Below are 20,496 nucleotides of genomic sequence, written 5' to 3'. Positions count from 1 at the left end.
CGCGCCAATCCAAGTATAGAGGCCGTCTGAAAAACGGTTTGGCGGCAAAAAAAACAGATAAACCGCTATAATCACATGCCATACCGATTCCACATCCTGTTTTCTTCCGATTAAACCGTCTTCTCAAACCGTCTTCGTTATGCCAGTCAAATTTTTCCTACCCGCTGCGGCTGCTTTGTTTCTTTCCCTTCCCGCCTCTGCCTTTAATCTTGCCGAAGCCCTTGCCGCTGCCGAAAGCCATTCGCCCGAACTGGCGGCTGCCCGCTATGAGCGCGAGGCGGAGCAGGAAAGGCCTAATCAGGCGCGTTCCGCGCTGCTGCCGCAAATCAATGCCAATGTCCTCCACCAGCGGCAGCCCGAATCCGTTTCCGCGAATACCCGCAGCAGCGGCTGGAATGTCCAAGCCGAGCAGACGCTGTTTGACAAAGGCAAATGGCTGCAATACCGGCAGGGCAAACTCGCTGCCGAAAGCGCGGATCTGAAACTCCGGCACACCGCTTCCGAAATCCGGCTGAAAACCGCACAAGCCTACTTTGATGTGTTGTCTGCGCGTGAACAGCTTGCCGCGGTTCGTGCCGAACGCCGGGCATTCGCGCAGCAGGTCAGGCAGTCCCAAGCCATGTTCCATACCGGCACAGCCACCAAAATTGATATGCAGGAAGCCTTGTCAGGCTATGATGGCGCAGCTGCCAAAGAAATAGCCGTACTCAACCGTTTGCAACTGGCGCAAAGCGCGCTTGAAAATCTAACCGGTCTTGACGGCAGCCGGGCCGCAAATCTCACACTTCCCATGCCGCTGCCCAATCCGACAGACGGTAAAACGCAGGAGCATTGGCAGCAGACTGCATTCGAGCATAATCCGGAGCTTGCACGTCAGAAACTCTCTGCCGAAAACGCCCGTCTCGCCTTTTCCGAAACCCGCGCCCGCCACTTGCCGCGCATTACCGCCGCCGCAGGTTATCAGGACTATCACAACCGTCAGGAATACGGAGGGCGAAGCCAAAGCTACCGCAGCAAAGGCGCAACTCTTTCCGTACAGCTTGCCGTTCCCCTTTTCGGCGGCGGGCTGACTGCCAGCCAAAGCCGCGAAGCTGCCGCCCGCCTCAGTCAGAGCGAAGCCTTGCTGGCGGCCGCCGAACGCAGTATCAGTCAGGAAGTCAGCCGGTCGTATCTTGATACCGTCGGTCAGTGGTACCAAGCCAAAGCACAAGAGCGTCTGCTGGAAACCAACCGCGTCAAATTTCAGGCTGCCATCAAGGGGCGCGAACTCGGTTTGAGTACTACTTTGCAGGTAGTACAGGCGTTGCAGGCCGAATCGGAGGCGCAGCAGAAATTTACCGAAGCGCGTTTTGCCTGTTTGTCGGCCTATGCCGGACTGTTGCACCACAGCGGCCTGCTGGATCGCAAACTGCCCGAATATTTTTTCCAACTTCAAAATACACCCGAAACGCCGGGCAGTCTGAAAAAACCTTTGACCTCACGCAGGGGCAAACAATAGCAAAATGGTTTTCAGACGGCCTGTAAGAAGGCAGCCTGAAAACCCCGTTTCCGTTTTCAGGCTGTTTTTGTGTTTTTTATACCGCCTTAATCTTTCGAATTTCTTATGCAAAACCAAAATACGAATGCCCATCCTCCTGCTCTGGCCGCACTAATCCTACTTGCCCATTTCCACGGTATTGCCGCCAATCCGGCCGACATCGTCCACCGTTTCGGCAGCGGCAGTGCCGATTTGTCGTTGGAGGAATGGCTGCTGGCTGCCAAGAGCCTTGGCCTGAAAGCCAAGCCGGTAAAGCACAAAACAGAGCGGCTGCACCTGTTGGCTCTGCCTGTGCCGGTATGGTGTGAAGACGGGCGGCATTTCGTGCTGGCGAAAATCGACGGCGGCCGCTATCTGATTCAGGATTTGGCCGAGCAAAAAACCGTTGTGCTGGATGAAGCACAGTTTGCCGAACGCTATTCGGGTACGGTAATTGCAGTTGCCTCCCGTGCTTCGGTGCTGGGGCAGTTGGCCAAGTTTGATTTCACCTGGTTTGTCCCTGCCGTGGTCAAATACCGGCGCATTTTGCTGGAAGTGCTGCTGGTGTCCGTTGTTATCCAACTGTTTGCCCTGATTACCCCGCTGTTTTTCCAAGTGGTCATGGACAAGGTGTTGGTACATCGTGGCTTTTCCACGTTGGACGTGATTGCCGTCGGCCTGCTGGTGGTGAGCCTGTTTGATGTGGTACTGGGCGGATTGCGCACATATATTTTTGCCCACACCACTTCGCGCATTGATGTGGAACTGGGCGCACGGCTGTTCCGCCATCTGCTGTCGCTGCCGCTGGCTTATTTTGAACGCCGTCGGGTGGGCGATACCGTTGCCCGTGTGCGCGAGCTGGAGCAAATCCGCAGCTTCCTTACAGGACAAGCCCTGACATCGGTACTGGATTTGTGCTTTTCATTTATCTTTTTGCTGGTGATGTGGTATTACAGCGGCAAGCTGACGCTGATTGTGCTGGTTTCCCTGCCGCTGTATGCGTTTTGGTCAGCCACTATCAGCCCGATACTCAGAAACCGTCTGAACGATAAATTCGCCCGCAATGCCGACAACCAGTCCTTTCTTGTCGAATCCGTTACCGCCGTCGGCACCATCAAAGCAATGGCGGTCGAGCCGCAGATGACCCGCCGTTGGGATCAGCAGCTTGCCGCCTATGTTGCCTCCGGCTTCCGCGTTACCCGCCTTGCCACCATCGGCCAACAGGGCGTGCAGCTTATTCAAAAACTCGTTACCGTCGCCACCATGTGGCTGGGTGCACGGCTGGTCATCGACGGACAGCTTACCGTCGGCCAGCTTATCGCCTTCAATATGCTGGCAGGGCAGGTAGCCGCCCCAGTTATCCGCTTGGCACAGCTTTGGCAGGACTTCCAACAGGTCGGCATTTCTGTTTCCCGTCTGGGCGACATTCTCAACAGTCCCACAGAAAATCCCTCTTCCCGCCTAGCCTTGCCCGACATCCAAGGCCGCATCACTTTCGAGCGCGTTTCCTTCCGCTACCGTCCCGACGGTGCCGAAATCCTGCGCGACCTCAATCTCGACATCCAAGCAGGCGAAGTACTCGGCATCGTCGGCCGCAGCGGTTCAGGCAAATCCACCCTGACCAAACTCGTCCAGCGGCTCTACGTTCCCGAGCGCGGCCGTGTTTTGGTTGATGGCAACGACCTTGCTCTGGCCGATCCTGCCTGGCTCAGACGGCAGGTAGGCGTGGTCTTGCAGGAAAACGTGCTGCTCAACCGCAGCGTGCGTGACAACATCGCCCTAGCCGATCCCGGTATGCCGCTTGAGCACATTATTCAGGCGGCCAAACTTGCCGGTGCCCACGACTTTATTATGGAACTGCCCGAAGGCTACGACACCGAAGTCGGCGAACAGGGTGCCGGCCTCTCCGGTGGCCAGCGGCAGCGTATCGCCATCGCCCGCGCCCTGATCAGCAATCCGCGTATTCTGATTTTTGACGAAGCCACCAGCGCACTGGACTATGAATCCGAACGAGCCATTATGCAGAATATGCAAGCCATCTGCCGCAGCCGCACCGTCCTGATTATCGCCCACCGCCTGTCTACCGTACGCATGGCGCACCGCATTATCGCCATGGACAAAGGACAGATAGTGGAATCGGGGAAGCATGAGGAATTGTTGGCGAAAGAGGACGGGTATTACCGGTATTTGTACCGGTTGCAGAACGGGTAGAAAATATAATATAAGCAAATCGAAAAATCGTGAGGATTTTAAAAATTAGTTTCAGAAACTTTTGCTGATGGTAACTTGCCTTTTACATTAAGCGAAATAGGCGGCTGTTTCTGCTGATCTGCGACCAAGTTTGCCTTTGTAATATCCGCCGAAACAGCTTTCATCCAGTTCGATAGCGCTATCAAAAATAGCATAGGCTTCCAGTGAAAGATGGCAGCTGATAATTTCGCGGATTTTACTGTAAAATATCGCTGCTGAATTGATATAAATTCCCAATAAATCAGCGGCGGAATGGGTAGAAACTTCGAGTACAAAAAAATTGAAGGAGATTTCTTTGTATACTCTTTTTTAGTTTGTAACGGGTTATCTTTATTTTTGCGGCCTGATATAACTATCTATCTAGTGCTGCATCTTATATATTTAATATCTTTACTATACTGCTTTAAAGCTTTTATTTAATTTTTTAGTGCTCAATGGCATTAAGATATAATTAAAAATTAGTAATTTAACTAATTGATTATATTAGTTTTATTTTAGGATAAGTGATGTTTACGAGGAAGGTTACGTATGATCAACTTAAGTCTTGGCAATTGTTATCTTTTAGCTTGAGTGCTATTTTGTTTATTATTTTTATTATTTTTTTTATATTCCAATTAAATCTTATTTATACTTACTTGAAAAAATCTAATGATGAAATAGTGGTTTCAAATGTGCAGGTTTTGGCTGTTAAATCTGTAAATTATCCAGCAATTCAATTGGCTATATATAAGAATAATAAAAAAATATTTTATTCAGATTGCTTGTGGGAGTTTAATTTATGTGATTTTGAAAATTTTTATAAAAAAACAAATATAAAAAAAATAGTAGCTGTAAGGCAAACTAATTCAAATATCATAATAAAGGAAATTTATTTTTGGGATGGGAGGGATGGATATAACTTAAATTCTCAGGATGTTAGTAATAAACTTTATAATGATTTTCGACAGGCTTTAAAATCTATTTTAATTTTTTTATTGTCATCGATTTTCTTTTTTATGTTGGGGATATTCTTCAAACCTAGAAGCTAGGAGTAAATTATGTCAAGTTCTAAAGGTGTAACTTATTTGCTATCAAATATTGGAGGAAAGGTAGGAGTTATTGATGGAACAATTGGAGCAAGTACAAGCACTAATGCCACAGGAGCAATTTCGGGGACTATTACGGCGGTAGGAAGCGGTGCTTCAATTTTCCCTGGTCCTATTGGACAATTAGGTACAGCCGTAACTGTGGGGATTACTTTAGGTAAAAATGGTGGAGATCCGCGTGATCTTACAATGGGTGATATTTTGACTGTTGGTGCCGGAGTGGCAGCATTGGCTGGTGCACCTGTGATTGCTTTTGGGCTAACAGTAGCAGGACTTGGATATACTATTTTTAAATTAAATAATCCTAGTTTTGATCCTACTATGGAGGATATTTGGGATTCATGGAAAGATAAAATCAACCGTACCGACAAATACCACATTGTTGATCCTCTGGTTCTCGATCTTGACGGCGACGGCATCGAAACAGTCGCCGCCAACGGTTTTGCAGGCAGCCTGTTCGACCACGACAACGACGGTATCCGCACCGCAGGCGGCTGGTTGGCATCCGACGACGGCTTTTTGGTTTGGGACAAAAACGGCAACGGCCGTATCGATAACGGCACGGAACTGTTTGGCGACAACACCGCCCTCTCCGGCGGCAAAAAAGCCGCACACGGCTTTGCCGCACTCGCCCAGCACGACGGCAACAAAGACGGCGTGATTGATGCAAAAGACAAAATCTTCTCCCAACTGCGCGTTTGGCGCGACCTCAACCAGGACGGCATCAGCCAATCCGGCGAACTGTTCACAGCCGCCTCCCTCAAAATCAAATCCTTCAATCTGGCCTACCAGAATACCCGTACCGTACTCGGCAACGGCAATACACTTGCCCAAAACGGCAGCTATACCAAAACCGACGGCAAAACCGCACAGATGGGCGACATCCTATTGCAGGCCGATACCTTGCACAGCCGTTATGCCAACCCTGTAAAACTGACGGACAAACAGGCACAGGCTGCCAATCTGCACGGCATCGGCCGCCTGCGCGATCTGCGCGAGGCCGCCGCCCTTTCGGGAGCTTTGGGCAAAGTGCTGTCCGCCTATTCCGCCGCCCAAACCAAACAGGAGCAGATGAAACAACTGGACGGCCTGATTCGGGAGTGGGCGAAAACCGATCCCCAATACAACCGCAGCAGCCCGCGTTTCGGTTTTGTCCTCGAAGAATCGAAAACAGGCGAGGGCATCGGCCTTACTCCTTCGCAGGTGGCACAACTGAAAAACAGGGTAACCGTTTTAAGCAAAGAACAAGAAGCCAAATGGCAGGCTTTGCGGGAAAAAGTCAAAATACTCGATGCCTTTTCCGGCACCGACTCATCCACACTCGGCTTTGCCACCGGCCAACAGGCTGACGGAATATTGGCAACCATAGACGAAACCTACGGCAGGCTGGCCGAAAACATCTATAAAGGTCTGCTGTTCCAAACACGTTTGCAGCCTTATTTGGAAAAACTGACATTCAAGTTGTCCGGCGGAGAGCTGAATCTTGATTTCACCGCCGTTCAGACGGCCTTCAAACAAACCTTTGCCAAAAACCCCGAAAAAGCTTTTGTCGACTTGGCCGAATTTGCCGCATACGGCAAAGGCTATTCGGAGCAATGGATCGGTAGCGCATTGCTGATGGATTTCGTCCAATCTGGTACCGCTTCGGGCAGGATCTCCGGCTGGATGAAGACACTGGGTAAAGATGCCGACAGTTTGCTGGACATACAGAACGGCACGGCGGGCAATGATTCCTTATACGGATCAAACGCAATCAGCATCCTTAATGGTGGATCAGGCTTCGACAAACTGTTCGGAGGAGAGGGTAACGATGCGCTTAACGGCGGGGCAGGAGACGACCATCTCGACGGAGGTGCAGGAAATGACACCTACGTCTTTGGTAAAGGGTTTGGTCAGGATCGCATCAACAACTACGATACTTCCGTAGGCCGCAAAGACATCGTCCGCTTTGCTGACGGTCAAAAGCAGAGCGACTTCCACTTTACCCGCAGCAGCAACGACTTGGTTATTTACGCCAAAAACGGCAGCGATCGGCTGACGGTTCTCAATTATTTCGAAGAAGACGGCAACAGTGCCTACCGTATCGATTCCATCGAATTTGCCGACGGAGGCCGTCTGAATGTCGAAGCCGTCAAAGCACTGGTGCAGAAAGGCACCGCAGGCAACGACAGACTGTATGCCTATGCCAAAGGCAGTACGCTGAACGGCGGAGCGGGTGACGACTATCTTACCGGCGCACAAGGCAATGACGTACTGAACGGCGGCGACGGCAACGACAGCCTCAGTGGACATGAAGGCAACGACCGTTTGGACGGAGGAGCGGGTAACGACACCCTTTCGGGAGACATGGGCAACGACATCCTTAATGGTGGATCAGGCTTCGACAAACTGTTCGGAGGAGAGGGTAACGATGCGCTTAACGGCGGAGCAGGAGACGACCATCTCGACGGAGGTGCAGGAAACGACACCTACGTCTTCGGCAAAGGCTTCGGACAGGACATCGTCAGCAACTACGATGCCGCTGCCGGCCGCAAAGACACCATCCGCTTTACCGACGGGCAGAAACAGAGCGACTTCCACTTTACCCGCAGCAACAGCGACTTGGTTATTGCTGCCAAAAACGGCAGCGACAAACTGACCGTCCGTTACTTCTTTGAAAACGATGCTGCCGGCAGCTACCGCATAGATGCTGTCGAATTTGCCGACGGAGGCCGTCTGAATGTCGAAGCCGTCAAAGCACTGGTGCAGAAAGGCACCGCAGGCAACGACAGACTGTATGCCTATGCCAAAGGCAGTACGCTGAACGGCGGAGCGGGTGACGACTATCTTACCGGCGCACAAGGCAATGACGTACTGAACGGCGGCGACGGCAACGACAGCCTCAGTGGACATGAAGGCAACGACCGTTTGGACGGAGGAGCGGGTAACGACACCCTTTCGGGAGACATGGGCAACGACATCCTTAATGGTGGATCAGGCTTCGACAAACTGTTCGGAGGAGAGGGTAACGATGCGCTTAACGGCGGAGCAGGAGACGACCATCTCGACGGAGGTGCAGGAAACGACACCTACGTCTTCGGCAAAGGCTTCGGACAGGACAGAATTACCGATTACGGCAATAAAACCGACACCGATACCCTGTTACTGAATAATCTGAAACTGGCAGAGACGGACTTTTTCAAAAGCGGATCAAGTTTGGTTCTGCAAACCAAAAACAAAGCGGATTCGGTACAGATAGACGGTTTCTTCAACGGCAACGGTATCGAACGCTTCCGGTTTGCCGACAAGACCGTCCAATCGGCGGATTTTGCCAAATATGCCCAAATGGCGGACAGCCTGGTGCAGTCGATGGCAGTATTCGGTGCGCAGTCGGGTGCGGCATCGTCCCCTGCTTCCGTTTCCGGGCAACCGCAACCGCCTTTATTGGCCGCAACATCGTTCTAAACCGTTTCAGGCCGTCTGAAAAACACGAAGCGGTCTGAAAATGCACACCCGCCTTAAACCGGCGGGTGTGTTTTATTGAGGGGCGCAGCCTGCTGTGCTATCGTTCAAACCCTACCGAATCCTTACAAAGCCATAGCAATGGGTATCCGTTTCCAAGCCTATAAAGAATTCTTCTCCCGCTACCTTGCCGTATGGCGTAACGCCTGGTCGGTGCGCGACCGGCTCGATCCGCCGAAGCGCAGCGGAGACGAACGCGCTTTTTTACCCGCCCATTTGGAGCTGGTCGAAACCCCTGTTTCCGCCGCGCCGAAATGGACGGCGCGGCTGATTATCTTGTTTGCCCTTTTGGCTTTGCTGTGGGCCATGGTTGGAAAAATCGACATCGTTGCCGTTGCAGAAGGCAAAACTGCGCCAAACAGCCGCAGTAAAACCATCCAGCCGCTGGAAACTGCCGTCGTCAAAAAAATCGCCGTAGAAAACGGCGAACACGTCAAAACAGGGCAGACACTGGTCGAACTCGAAGGCATCGGCTCGGATTCCGACTACGTCCAGTCTGCCGAAGCGTTACGGGCGGCGCGGGTAAACAAACTGCGCTACGAAGCCGTATTGGCGGCTGTGGAAAGCAGGCAGTTGCCGCAGTTGGACAAACAACAGGCGCAGCAATGGCAGATTCCCGAAAACGAACTGGCCGCCGCGCAGGTCTTGGCGCAAAACCAATATCAAACCTGGTCGGCGCAGGATATACAGCTTCAAGCCGCCCTGCGCGGACACCAAGCCGAAAAGCAGGTAACTGCCGCCCAAGTGCGCAAACTTGAACAAATCAGCGGTATCGAAGCCAAACGCACCGCCGACTACAAAAAACTGCTGGCCGAAAACTTCGTTTCCCAACACGCCTATTACGAACAGGAAAGCAAACTCATCCAAAACCGCAACGACCTTGCCGGCCAAAAAAGCCAAATGCACCAAATCGACGAAAGCATCCGCCAGGCGCAGCAAAACCTTATCCTCAACACCCAAACCCTCAAACGCGACACCCTCGATGCCCTGCGCCAGGCCGACGAACAAATCGCCCAACTTGAAAGCCAAACCGAAAAAGCACGGCAGCGCAAAGAACTGATGATTCTTGATTCCCCTGTGGACGGCACCGTGCAGCAGCTTGCCACCCACACCATAGGCGGCGTGGTAACCGCCGCCCAGCCGATTATGGTGGTCGTACCCGACGAAGAACAAATGGAAATCGAAGCCCTGCTTCCGAATAAAGACATCGGTTTCGTCAAAGCAGGGCAGGATGTCGTTATAAAAATCGAATCCTTCCCCTATACCCGCTACGGCTATCTTACCGGTAAAGTGAAAAACGTCAGTTTTGACGCGGTGGAACACGAAAAGCTTGGTTTGGTGTTTGCCGTTACCGTTGCTTTGGACAAAAACTACCTGACGATAGAAGGTCAAAAAGTTAATCTTACCGGCGGCATGAACATTACCGCCGAAATCAAAACCGGCAAACGGAGGGTAATTGATTACCTGCTCAGCCCGCTGCAAACCAAAGTGGACGAGAGTTTGCGCGAGCGGTAACAGACTTGTTACCTAAGTAAAGGGGGAAGGGTCGTTTGAAAAACAAAATTTACAATATACTTACAAAGTATGAATAATAAATTCTTGACATACTTCTAAAGTATAACAAACAATAATAATTGTTGCGGTGTGGCAAAACGGTTAATTGCAATGTTCTTTGGTTCTTCGTGATAATTATCACAGTAATGTCCCAATTTATTCTTCGTTAAAAGATGGGGCTGTACTAGATAAGCAGTCATGATAGACTGCAAAAATGAAGATAACCCATTGTAAACTAAAAAAGAGTATCCAAAAAAAACTCCTTCAATTTTTTGTACTCGAAGTTACCGCCCGTTCTGCTGCCGATTTATTGGGCATCCACCCCAATTCAGCAGCACTGTTTTACCGCAAAATTCGTGAAGTCATCAGCTACTATCTTTCATTGGAAGCTGACGCTGTTTTTGATGGCGCTGTCGAATTAGATGAAAGCTATTTCGGTGGGCATCGTAAAGGCAAACGGGGGCGCGGAGCAGCGGGAAAAGTGGCGGTATTTGGTATTCTTAAACGGGGTGGGAAGGTTTATACCGTGGTTGTTAAGAATGCCAAAATAGAAACCTTACTTCCTGTTATCACAAGAAAAATCATGCCTGACAGCATTGTTTATACCGATTGTTTAAGCAGCTATGACGTGTTGGATGTAAGTGGTTTTACCCACCACCGCATCAACCACAGCAAGCTGTTTGCCGACAGACAAAACCATATCAACGGCATTGAGAATTTTTGGAATCAGGCAAAACGGGTTCTGCGAAAATATAACGGAATTGACCGTAAATCTTTCCCTCTTTTCTTGAAAGAATGTGAGTTTCGTTTTAACTTTGGTACACCGTCCGAGCAGCTTAAAGTGCTGCGTCGGTGGTGTGAAATTTAGGGCTTATCTAGTACAGCCCCTAAAAGATTGATTAAAAAAATATTGGAAACGGAAATTAAATGAAAAATTTTGGTTTTTTTATGATTATTTTAGGTGTTTGTATATTGTTTTTAAGTGGAGCTTTTGTAACTCCTAGTTATTAAAAAAAGAATATTGGAAATTTGGGGTTGATTTTAAAAATAAAAAAATAAAAAAAGACGATAAATATTACATAGAGGCAAATTTTGCATATTTAGATTCTTTAACTATAAAGGGAGCAATTTTAATACTATTTATTGGTATTGTTTTTTTTATTTTTTCTTTTTTTTTTTTGATTTATAAACTGGGGGTATTGAAATGTCTTATTGTGATAAAAGCGCAGTAAATAGTTACGAAAAATGGTCAAGTTTAGCTCAATTTGCAGCAGGGCAAATTGGAAAAAGAATAGCAGGTCCTGGCGGTGCTGCATTTGGTACTTTTCTTACGGGGAAAAATACATGGGTTGCAAGAACAGCAGATGCGTTAATTTGTTGGTTTATTGAAAATAGAATTCTTACTACTAAAATATAAACGGGAGATTGTTAATTGAAAATTGTAACTGTTAAAAAAATAGCGATATGGACATTTTCTATTTTTTTAATTTTAACAGCCCTTGTCGCTTACGGCCTACATTCCCTAGGATTGCTTTCGCCGAGTATTAATTTGGTTGTGAATACATTTACTAAAAATGAAAAATTTCCGTTTGGAGAATACAAAAGAGTAGAAATTCCTAAGAGGATTTTTATAAAAAGGCAAGTGGCACTCCAATTTATTATTGAATTTATTAATGAACCTAGCTTTTTTAACGCGGTATCACGGGTTAAAGAAGTTCCCTGCAATATGAAAATTACCGGATATAAAATTCATAACAACCAAAGGATACTTTTTTACTCTCGACAGGTATCTTGCCTAGATATTGCTGAGTTAGACATGACAAGATATGCCAGTGAATTTGAATTGGATAATACTAAAAATACTGCCGTTGCTATTAAATTGGAATATTTAGACCTAGATAGTGGGGATTATATTTTCGAATTTTCAGATGAAGGTTCGGAAAAAAATAAAGGTTTTAAAACATTTGTTGAGGTTATTTTTCATGTTTCGAAATGAAATAGAAATTTCAGTTTTACTATTTTAATTTTTTAATATAAATCAGCGGAGCGAATAATGAATTCTGGATATAGTGTTACTGTAAGATTTGCAGATAAAGGTACACCTAAAAAATCAGGTAAACCTTCTAAATATGGGCATGTGTGGTTGGAGGTAAATTTCCCAGATGGTACAGTAAAGAGTGTTGGCTTTGAGCCAGGAGAGAAATTGGGTAGTAGTGATAATTTCTCCTCAACGGATCATAAAGAATACCTAAATACTAAAGAACATCCAATTAAATCAATTACCGCACAGATTTCAAAAGAACAGGCTGAAAAAATACTTGATTTCGAAAGACAGGTGCGTGCTGGCAAGATACAAGGCGTTGATTCAAATCCTTGGTATTGGCCAGAGCATAATAGTTGTATTGATATGGCAGGCTTAAATCTTGCTAATGCAGGTTTAGCATCTCCTGATTTTCAAGGAGTTTGGCGAGCAGGCAAGTGGTGGAGACCAATAGAACAGTACGATTCATTTTTAAAAGAAATGGGGCTGTACTAGATAAGCCCTAAATTTCACACCACCGACGCAGCACTTTAAGCTGCTCGGACGGTGTACCAAAGTTAAAACGAAACTCACATTCTTTCAAGAAAAGAGGGAAAGATTTACGGTCAATTCCGTTATATTTTCGCAGAACCCGTTTTGCCTGATTCCAAAAATTCTCAATGCCGTTGATATGGTTTTGTCTGTCGGCAAACAGCTTGCTGTGGTTGATGCGGTGGTGGGTAAAACCACTTACATCCAACACGTCATAGCTGCTTAAACAATCGGTATAAACAATGCTGTCAGGCATGATTTTTCTTGTGATAACAGGAAGTAAGGTTTCTATTTTGGCATTCTTAACAACCACGGTATAAACCTTCCCACCCCGTTTAAGAATACCAAATACCGCCACTTTTCCCGCTGCTCCGCGCCCCCGTTTGCCTTTACGATGCCCACCGAAATAGCTTTCATCTAATTCGACAGCGCCATCAAAAACAGCGTCAGCTTCCAATGAAAGATAGTAGCTGATGACTTCACGAATTTTGCGGTAAAACAGTGCTGCTGAATTGGGGTGGATGCCCAATAAATCGGCAGCAGAACGGGCGGTAACTTCGAGTACAAAAAATTGAAGGAGTTTTTTTTGGATACTCTTTTTTAGTTTACAATGGGTTATCTTCATTTTTGCAGTCTATCATGACTGCTTATCTAGTACAGCCCCAAAGAAATTTTAGCCCATCGAGATGGATGGGTTATCGCTAACGATGGAAAACAATATTTTAATTATCCGATTTTTGATTCGGAAAAAGGGTGGTACGATAATGGATACCAATGCGTTCGACCATGGTGGAAACTCCCCTTTCGCACTAACAAATACCACATTGTTGATCCTTTGGTTCTCGACCTTGATGGCGACGGCATCGAAACAGTCGCCGCCAACGGTTTTGCAGGCAGCCTGTTCGACCACGACAACGACGGCATCCGCACCGCAGGCGGCTGGTTGGCATCCGACGACGGCTTTTTGGTTTGGGACAAAAACGGCAACGGCCGCATCGACAACGGCACGGAACTCTTTGGCAACAACACAGCCCTTGCCGGCGGAAAATATGAGCAGCTTAAAGTGCTGTATCGGTAATGTGCTGTTATGGTTTATCTAGTATAAATCATTTATTTAGGTTATATGGCTGGTATGTTTAAAAAGGCTGTTTACATGGAAAAACAGATAATAATTTTGTTGTGTGCTTTGACATTTTCGGGTTGCGGTAAAGAATCTTCAAATAAGGAAGACATTATGAGCAAAGAAATTAAAACGGTTTATTTAAAGTCGAAGGTTTCCAATCAGGTCATTCCAGTTTTCCTGCCGGATTGTGTGATTGGTAGTATATCGGAACACAAAGAAGAAAGCGGAAAAATATTTGGCAGCGGCATTATTCTGAGGATTAACAGACTAGCATTTTCACAGCCTGAATTTGACAGAAATCTGAAGTGCGCAACGGAACAAGACAGCAGATATGCTGATATTTATGCAGTTTTTCCCTTAGATGAAAAAGAAAAACGTATTCTCCAATCTGATCCATTTGAATATTTACGGTATGAGGCAATAACATTAGGCGCAAGTTATTTAGACAGTAAAAATGGTATGGACTTATATAAGGTAAGTCCTATCAGTGATAGTGTTTTTATTCAGAAAAATTTTATTAACGAGAATAGGCCATTGTCTATTAACTTTATTAGGTTTAATATTGAAACTCCTAATAGTTCTTTTCGCTATTATTTTGATGTTGAAACAATTTTAAAAGGAGAGTATAGGATGAAATATACAGTAGTGGCAATTGAAGAGACTCCCTTTCAATTTGCAGAGAGATTTAGAAAGATTATTGAACAAAATAAAAATATTTTAGATTATCCTGAAATTATTTCTGGATTTGTTGAAAATAATGAAAGAATTGCTAATTTTATCGAATCAAAAGATTAATTAAGATGGTTTGTTTGGGTAAATTAATTTTTTAGTAATTTTTAGTAAAAGGTATTCAAAAATGAGTAGTAAAAATTTTCACGTAAATTACAGGTTGAATGAAACACAGCGTAGAGAGCTTAGGGTGGAAATCAACAAGTTTCAGTATGATGGTCATTATGGGGCGGCTTACCGTTATTTATATAACAGTGTTCCGCGTGATGATTATCGAGGTAATGTGCCTAGCTACTCTTCCGAAAATTCGGGTATCAAGGCATGGTTTGGTGTGGCGATAAGTACTAATAGTCGTAGCAGTGATGCTGTCGATTCAGCATTGAGAAGTATGACCAAAGAAGTAATGAGGCAACGGGGTGTCGGCAATAAGTATTCTGATAAAATATACAATGAATTTTCAAATCAAATGGGAAAACAGTTGTTAAATGATATTGCTCAAACAGGAGAAGTTTCCCGAGAAAAAATACTTGATATAGATAGCAATAACTTTACTAAATTTGGATCCAATGGGGAAATTAAAAAAGGAGACTGGCCCGGTGCAGCTATAGACGGATTGATACTGGGCGGTGAAGTTGTAGATGCCAGTAATGATATTAACTGGAGGAGAGTAATTGGCAGTGCGGTTAGAGATAAGGTTTCAGATATTGGGGATTGGTTTAATCAGCTTCAAAAAGAGTTTGGCAGCTGGTTTGGTCTCAACCGCACCGACAAATACCACATTGTTGATCCTCTGGTTCTCGATCTTGACGGCGACGGCATCGAAACAGTCGCCGCCAACGGTTTTGCAGGCAGCCTGTTCGACCACGACAACGACGGTATCCGCACCGCAGGCGGCTGGTTGGCATCCGACGACGGCTTTTTGGTTTGGGACAAAAACGGCAACGGCCGTATCGATAACGGCACGGAACTGTTTGGCGACAACACCGCCCTCTCCGGCGGCAAAAAAGCCGCACACGGCTTTGCCGCACTCGCCCAGCACGACGGCAACAAAGACGGCGTGATTGATGCAAAAGACAAAATCTTCTCCCAACTGCGCGTTTGGCGCGACCTCAACCAGGACGGCATCAGCCAATCCGGCGAACTGTTCACAGCCGCCTCCCTCAAAATCAAATCCTTCAATCTGGCCTACCAGAATACCCGTACCGTACTCGGCAACGGCAATACACTTGCCCAAAACGGCAGCTATACCAAAACCGACGGCAAAACCGCACAGATGGGCGACATCCTATTGCAGGCCGATACCTTGCACAGCCGTTATGCCAACCCTGTAAAACTGACGGACAAACAGGCACAGGCTGCCAATCTGCACGGCATCGGCCGCCTGCGCGATCTGCGCGAGGCCGCCGCCCTTTCGGGAGCTTTGGGCAAAGTGCTGTCCGCCTATTCCGCCGCCCAAACCAAACAGGAGCAGATGAAACAACTGGACGGCCTGATTCGGGAGTGGGCGAAAACCGATCCCCAATACAACCGCAGCAGCCCGCGTTTCGGTTTTGTCCTCGAAGAATCGAAAACAGGCGAGGGCATCGGCCTTACTCCTTCGCAGGTGGCACAACTGAAAAACAGGGTAACCGTTTTAAGCAAAGAACAAGAAGCCAAATGGCAGGCTTTGCGGGAAAAAGTCAAAATACTCGATGCCTTTTCCGGCACCGACTCATCCACACTCGGCTTTGCCACCGGCCAACAGGCTGACGGAATATTGGCAACCATAGACGAAACCTACGGCAGGCTGGCCGAAAACATCTATAAAGGTCTGCTGTTCCAAACACGTTTGCAGCCTTATTTGGAAAAACTGACATTCAAGTTGTCCGGCGGAGAGCTGAATCTTGATTTCACCGCCGTTCAGACGGCCTTCAAACAAACCTTTGCCAAAAACCCCGAAAAAGCTTTTGTCGACTTGGCCGAATTTGCCGCATACGGCAAAGGCTATTCGGAGCAATGGATCGGTAGCGCATTGCTGATGGATTTCGTCCAATCTGGTACCGCTTCGGGCAGGATCTCCGGCTGGATGAAGACACTGGGTAAAGATGCCGACAGTTTGCTGGACATACAGAACGGCACGGCGGGCAATGATTCCTTATACGGATCAAACGCAATCAGCATCCTTAATGGTGGATCAGGCTTCGACAAACTGTTCGGAGGAGAGGGTAACGATGCGCTTAACGGCGGGGCAGGAGACGACCATCTCGACGGAGGTGCAGGAAATGACACCTACGTCTTTGGTAAAGGGTTTGGTCAGGATCGCATCAACAACTACGATACTTCCGTAGGCCGCAAAGACATCGTCCGCTTTGCTGACGGTCAAAAGCAGAGCGACTTCCACTTTACCCGCAGCAGCAACGACTTGGTTATTTACGCCAAAAACGGCAGCGATCGGCTGACGGTTCTCAATTATTTCGAAGAAGACGGCAACAGTGCCTACCGTATCGATTCCATCGAATTTGCCGACGGAGGCCGTCTGAATGTCGAAGCCGTCAAAGCACTGGTGCAGAAAGGCACCGCAGGCAACGACAGACTGTATGCCTATGCCAAAGGCAGTACGCTGAACGGCGGAGCGGGTGACGACTATCTTACCGGCGCACAAGGCAATGACGTACTGAACGGCGGCGACGGCAACGACAGCCTCAGTGGACATGAAGGCAACGACCGTTTGGACGGAGGAGCGGGTAACGACACCCTTTCGGGAGACATGGGCAACGACATCCTTAATGGTGGATCAGGCTTCGACAAACTGTTCGGAGGAGAGGGTAACGATGCGCTTAACGGCGGAGCAGGAGACGACCATCTCGACGGAGGTGCAGGAAACGACACCTACGTCTTCGGCAAAGGCTTCGGACAGGACATCGTCAGCAACTACGATGCCGCTGCCGGCCGCAAAGACACCATCCGCTTTACCGACGGGCAGAAACAGAGCGACTTCCACTTTACCCGCAGCAACAGCGACTTGGTTATTGCTGCCAAAAACGGCAGCGACAAACTGACCGTCCGTTACTTCTTTGAAAACGATGCTGCCGGCAGCTACCGCATAGATGCTGTCGAATTTGCCGACGGAGGCCGTCTGAATGTCGAAGCCGTCAAAGCACTGGTGCAGAAAGGCACCGCAGGCAACGACAGACTGTATGCCTATGCCAAAGGCAGTACGCTGAACGGCGGAGCGGGTGACGACTATCTTACCGGCGCACAAGGCAATGACGTACTGAACGGCGGCGACGGCAACGACAGCCTCAGTGGACATGAAGGCAACGACCGTTTGGACGGAGGAGCGGGTAACGACACCCTTTCGGGAGACATGGGCAACGACATCCTTAATGGTGGATCAGGCTTCGACAAACTGTTCGGAGGAGAGGGTAACGATGCGCTTAACGGCGGAGCAGGAGACGACCATCTCGACGGAGGTGCAGGAAACGACACCTACGTCTTCGGCAAAGGCTTCGGACAGGACAGAATTACCGATTACGGCAATAAAACCGACACCGATACCCTGTTACTGAATAATCTGAAACTGGCAGAGACGGACTTTTTCAAAAGCGGATCAAGTTTGGTTCTGCAAACCAAAAACAAAGCGGATTCGGTACAGATAGACGGTTTCTTCAACGGCAACGGTATCGAACGCTTCCGGTTTGCCGACAAGACCGTCCAATCGGCGGATTTTGCCAAATATGCCCAAATGGCGGACAGCCTGGTGCAGTCGATGGCAGTATTCGGTGCGCAGTCGGGTGCGGCATCGTCCCCTGCTTCCGTTTCCGGGCAACCGCAACCGCCTTTATTGGCCGCAACATCGTTCTAAACCGTTTCAGGCCGTCTGAAAAACACGAAGCGGTCTGAAAATGCACACCCGCCTTAAACCGGCGGGTGTGTTTTATTGAGGGGCGCAGCCTGCTGTGCTATCGTTCAAACCCTACCGAATCCTTACAAAGCCATAGCAATGGGTATCCGTTTCCAAGCCTATAAAGAATTCTTCTCCCGCTACCTTGCCGTATGGCGTAACGCCTGGTCGGTGCGCGACCGGCTCGATCCGCCGAAGCGCAGCGGAGACGAACGCGCTTTTTTACCCGCCCATTTGGAGCTGGTCGAAACCCCTGTTTCCGCCGCGCCGAAATGGACGGCGCGGCTGATTATCTTGTTTGCCCTTTTGGCTTTGCTGTGGGCCATGGTTGGAAAAATCGACATCGTTGCCGTTGCAGAAGGCAAAACTGCGCCAAACAGCCGCAGTAAAACCATCCAGCCGCTGGAAACTGCCGTCGTCAAAAAAATCGCCGTAGAAAACGGCGAACACGTCAAAACAGGGCAGACACTGGTCGAACTCGAAGGCATCGGCTCGGATTCCGACTACGTCCAGTCTGCCGAAGCGTTACGGGCGGCGCGGGTAAACAAACTGCGCTACGAAGCCGTATTGGCGGCTGTGGAAAGCAGGCAGTTGCCGCAGTTGGACAAACAACAGGCGCAGCAATGGCAGATTCCCGAAAACGAACTGGCCGCCGCGCAGGTCTTGGCGCAAAACCAATATCAAACCTGGTCGGCGCAGGATATACAGCTTCAAGCCGCCCTGCGCGGACACCAAGCCGAAAAGCAGGTAACTGCCGCCCAAGTGCGCAAACTTGAACAAATCAGCGGTATCGAAGCCAAACGCACCGCCGACTACAAAAAACTGCTGGCCGAAAACTTCGTTTCCCAACACGCCTATTACGAACAGGAAAGCAAACTCATCCAAAACCGCAACGACCTTGCCGGCCAAAAAAGCCAAATGCACCAAATCGACGAAAGCATCCGCCAGGCGCAGCAAAACCTTATCCTCAACACCCAAACCCTCAAACGCGACACCCTCGATGCCCTGCGCCAGGCCGACGAACAAATCGCCCAACTTGAAAGCCAAACCGAAAAAGCACGGCAGCGCAAAGAACTGATGATTCTTGATTCCCCTGTGGACGGCACCGTGCAGCAGCTTGCCACCCACACCATAGGCGGCGTGGTAACCGCCGCCCAGCCGATTATGGTGGTCGTACCCGACGAAGAACAAATGGAAATCGAAGCCCTGCTTCCGAATAAAGACATCGGTTTCGTCAAAGCAGGGCAGGATGTCGTTATAAAAATCGAATCCTTCCCCTATACCCGCTACGGCTATCTTACCGGTAAAGTGAAAAACGTCAGTTTTGACGCGGTGGAACACGAAAAGCTTGGTTTGGTGTTTGCCGTTACCGTTGCTTTGGACAAAAACTACCTGACGATAGAAGGTCAAAAAGTTAATCTTACCGGCGGCATGAACATTACCGCCGAAATCAAAACCGGCAAACGGAGGGTAATTGATTACCTGCTCAGCCCGCTGCAAACCAAAGTGGACGAGAGTTTGCGCGAGCGGTAACAGACTTGTTACCTAAGTAAAGGGGGAAGGGTCGTTTGAAAAACAAAATTTACAATATACTTACAAAGTATGAATAATAAATTCTTGACATACTTCTAAAGTATAACAAACAATAATAATTGTTGCGGTGTGGCAAAACGGTTAATTGCAATGTTCTTTGGTTCTTCGTGATAATTATCACAGTAATGTCCCAATTTATTCTTCGTTAAAAGATTGATTAAAAAAATATTGGAAACGGAAATTAAATGAAAAATTTTGGTTTTTTTATGATTATTTTAGGTGTTTGTATATTGTTTTTAAGTTGAGCTTTTGTAACTCCTAGTTATTAAAAAAAGAATATTGGAAATTTGGGGTTGATTTTAAAAATAAAAAAATAAAAAAAGACGATAAATATTACATAGAGGCAAATTTTGCATATTTAGATTCTTTAACTATAAAGGGAGCAATTTTAATACTATTTATTGGTATTGTTTTTTTTTATTTTTTCTTTTTTTTTTTGATTTATAAACTGGGGGTATTGAAATGTCTTATTGTGATAAAAGCGCAGTAAATAGTATTGCACTTATATTGGTTATTATAATTATTTAATTTTACTAAGTATTAATTTAAAATATAAAAATATGGATTAATGGAAATATGTTAATTGTTTTAGGTATGATGATATACATAATATGTATGTGTATTGCAGTATCTCTTAATTTTAGAGATTTTTCAGTAATGCATAGTCTAATGATTGTAAATAGAAATTTT

The 20,496-nt window shown here is 47.6% G+C and carries 13 protein-coding genes and 2 pseudogenes; 13 read left to right on the top strand and 2 right to left on the bottom strand.

Annotated elements, in window-relative coordinates; translation table 11 throughout:
• Nucleotides 1-139 precede the first annotated feature (139 nt).
• Entirely contained in the window at nt 140-1,498 is a 1,359-nt protein-coding gene (locus DYE40_RS02360) for a TolC family protein (RefSeq protein ID WP_115307558.1), read from the top strand.
• Nucleotides 1,499-1,603: 105 nt separating this feature from the next.
• Nucleotides 1,604-3,727: a type I secretion system permease/ATPase gene (locus DYE40_RS02355; RefSeq protein WP_115307557.1), complete on the top strand. Its 2,124-nt coding sequence runs from the start codon at nt 1,604-1,606 to the stop codon at nt 3,725-3,727.
• A gap of 93 nt (nt 3,728-3,820) precedes the next feature.
• Here the strand turns inward: DYE40_RS02355 and DYE40_RS12875 are convergent.
• Nucleotides 3,821-4,100: pseudogene (locus DYE40_RS12875) on the bottom strand (IS1595 family transposase); the annotation flags it as partial.
• A gap of 172 nt (nt 4,101-4,272) precedes the next feature.
• On the opposite strand from DYE40_RS12875, the gene DYE40_RS02350 reads away from it, so the two are divergent.
• The 7 genes from DYE40_RS02350 to DYE40_RS12150 all read left to right on the top strand — a co-directional run bounded on the left by DYE40_RS02350 (nt 4,273) and on the right by DYE40_RS12150 (nt 12,442).
• On the top strand, nt 4,273-4,794 hold the full coding sequence (locus DYE40_RS02350) for a hypothetical protein (protein WP_115307556.1): 522 nt from the start codon (nt 4,273-4,275) through the stop codon (nt 4,792-4,794).
• Between the two features lie 378 nt (nt 4,795-5,172).
• Nucleotides 5,173-8,295 (top strand): calcium-binding protein, encoded by a 3,123-nt coding sequence (locus tag DYE40_RS12765; RefSeq protein ID WP_174901016.1) that lies wholly within the window; start codon nt 5,173-5,175, stop codon nt 8,293-8,295.
• A 144-nt stretch (nt 8,296-8,439) separates the two neighbouring features.
• Nucleotides 8,440-9,867, top strand: a complete 1,428-nt coding sequence (locus DYE40_RS02320; protein ID WP_172461229.1) for an HlyD family type I secretion periplasmic adaptor subunit — start codon at nt 8,440-8,442, stop codon at nt 9,865-9,867.
• A 253-nt stretch (nt 9,868-10,120) separates the two neighbouring features.
• Nucleotides 10,121-10,774: an IS1595 family transposase gene (locus DYE40_RS02315; protein ID WP_115307381.1), complete on the top strand. Its 654-nt coding sequence runs from the start codon at nt 10,121-10,123 to the stop codon at nt 10,772-10,774.
• Between the two features lie 336 nt (nt 10,775-11,110).
• On the top strand, nt 11,111-11,323 hold the full coding sequence (locus DYE40_RS12155) for a hypothetical protein (protein ID WP_147286557.1): 213 nt from the start codon (nt 11,111-11,113) through the stop codon (nt 11,321-11,323).
• 15 nt (nt 11,324-11,338) lie between these two features.
• Entirely contained in the window at nt 11,339-11,902 is a 564-nt protein-coding gene (locus tag DYE40_RS02305) for a hypothetical protein (RefSeq protein ID WP_147286556.1), read from the top strand.
• Nucleotides 11,903-11,959: 57 nt separating this feature from the next.
• Nucleotides 11,960-12,442, top strand: a complete 483-nt coding sequence (locus tag DYE40_RS12150) for a hypothetical protein (protein ID WP_147286555.1) — start codon at nt 11,960-11,962, stop codon at nt 12,440-12,442.
• 7 nt (nt 12,443-12,449) lie between these two features.
• Here DYE40_RS12150 and DYE40_RS02300 read toward each other — a convergent pair whose 3' ends face one another.
• The gene (locus DYE40_RS02300; RefSeq protein ID WP_115307381.1) at nt 12,450-13,103 is read right to left on the bottom strand and encodes an IS1595 family transposase; all 654 of its coding nucleotides are present in this window, start codon (nt 13,101-13,103) and stop codon (nt 12,450-12,452) included.
• A gap of 126 nt (nt 13,104-13,229) precedes the next feature.
• On the opposite strand from DYE40_RS02300, the pseudogene DYE40_RS13195 reads away from it, so the two are divergent.
• The 4 genes and pseudogenes from DYE40_RS13195 to DYE40_RS02280 form a co-directional block, all read left to right on the top strand.
• Nucleotides 13,230-13,529, top strand: a pseudogene (locus DYE40_RS13195) (calcium-binding protein); the annotation flags it as partial.
• Nucleotides 13,530-13,712: 183 nt separating this feature from the next.
• Entirely contained in the window at nt 13,713-14,396 is a 684-nt protein-coding gene (locus tag DYE40_RS02290; RefSeq protein WP_115307552.1) for a hypothetical protein, read from the top strand.
• 547 nt (nt 14,397-14,943) lie between these two features.
• Entirely contained in the window at nt 14,944-18,174 is a 3,231-nt protein-coding gene (locus DYE40_RS02285; RefSeq protein ID WP_147286554.1) for a calcium-binding protein, read from the top strand.
• Nucleotides 18,175-18,318: 144 nt separating this feature from the next.
• Nucleotides 18,319-19,746, top strand: coding sequence for an HlyD family type I secretion periplasmic adaptor subunit (locus DYE40_RS02280; protein WP_172461229.1), 1,428 nt, complete (start codon nt 18,319-18,321; stop codon nt 19,744-19,746).
• Nucleotides 19,747-20,496: the final 750 nt, after the last annotated feature.

Source organism: Kingella potus (assembly GCF_900451175.1).
Lineage (GTDB): Bacteria > Pseudomonadota > Gammaproteobacteria > Burkholderiales > Neisseriaceae > Neisseria > Neisseria potus.
The sequence above is the reverse complement of the archived record's forward strand: the minus strand, read 5'-3'. Positions and strand labels throughout refer to the sequence as shown.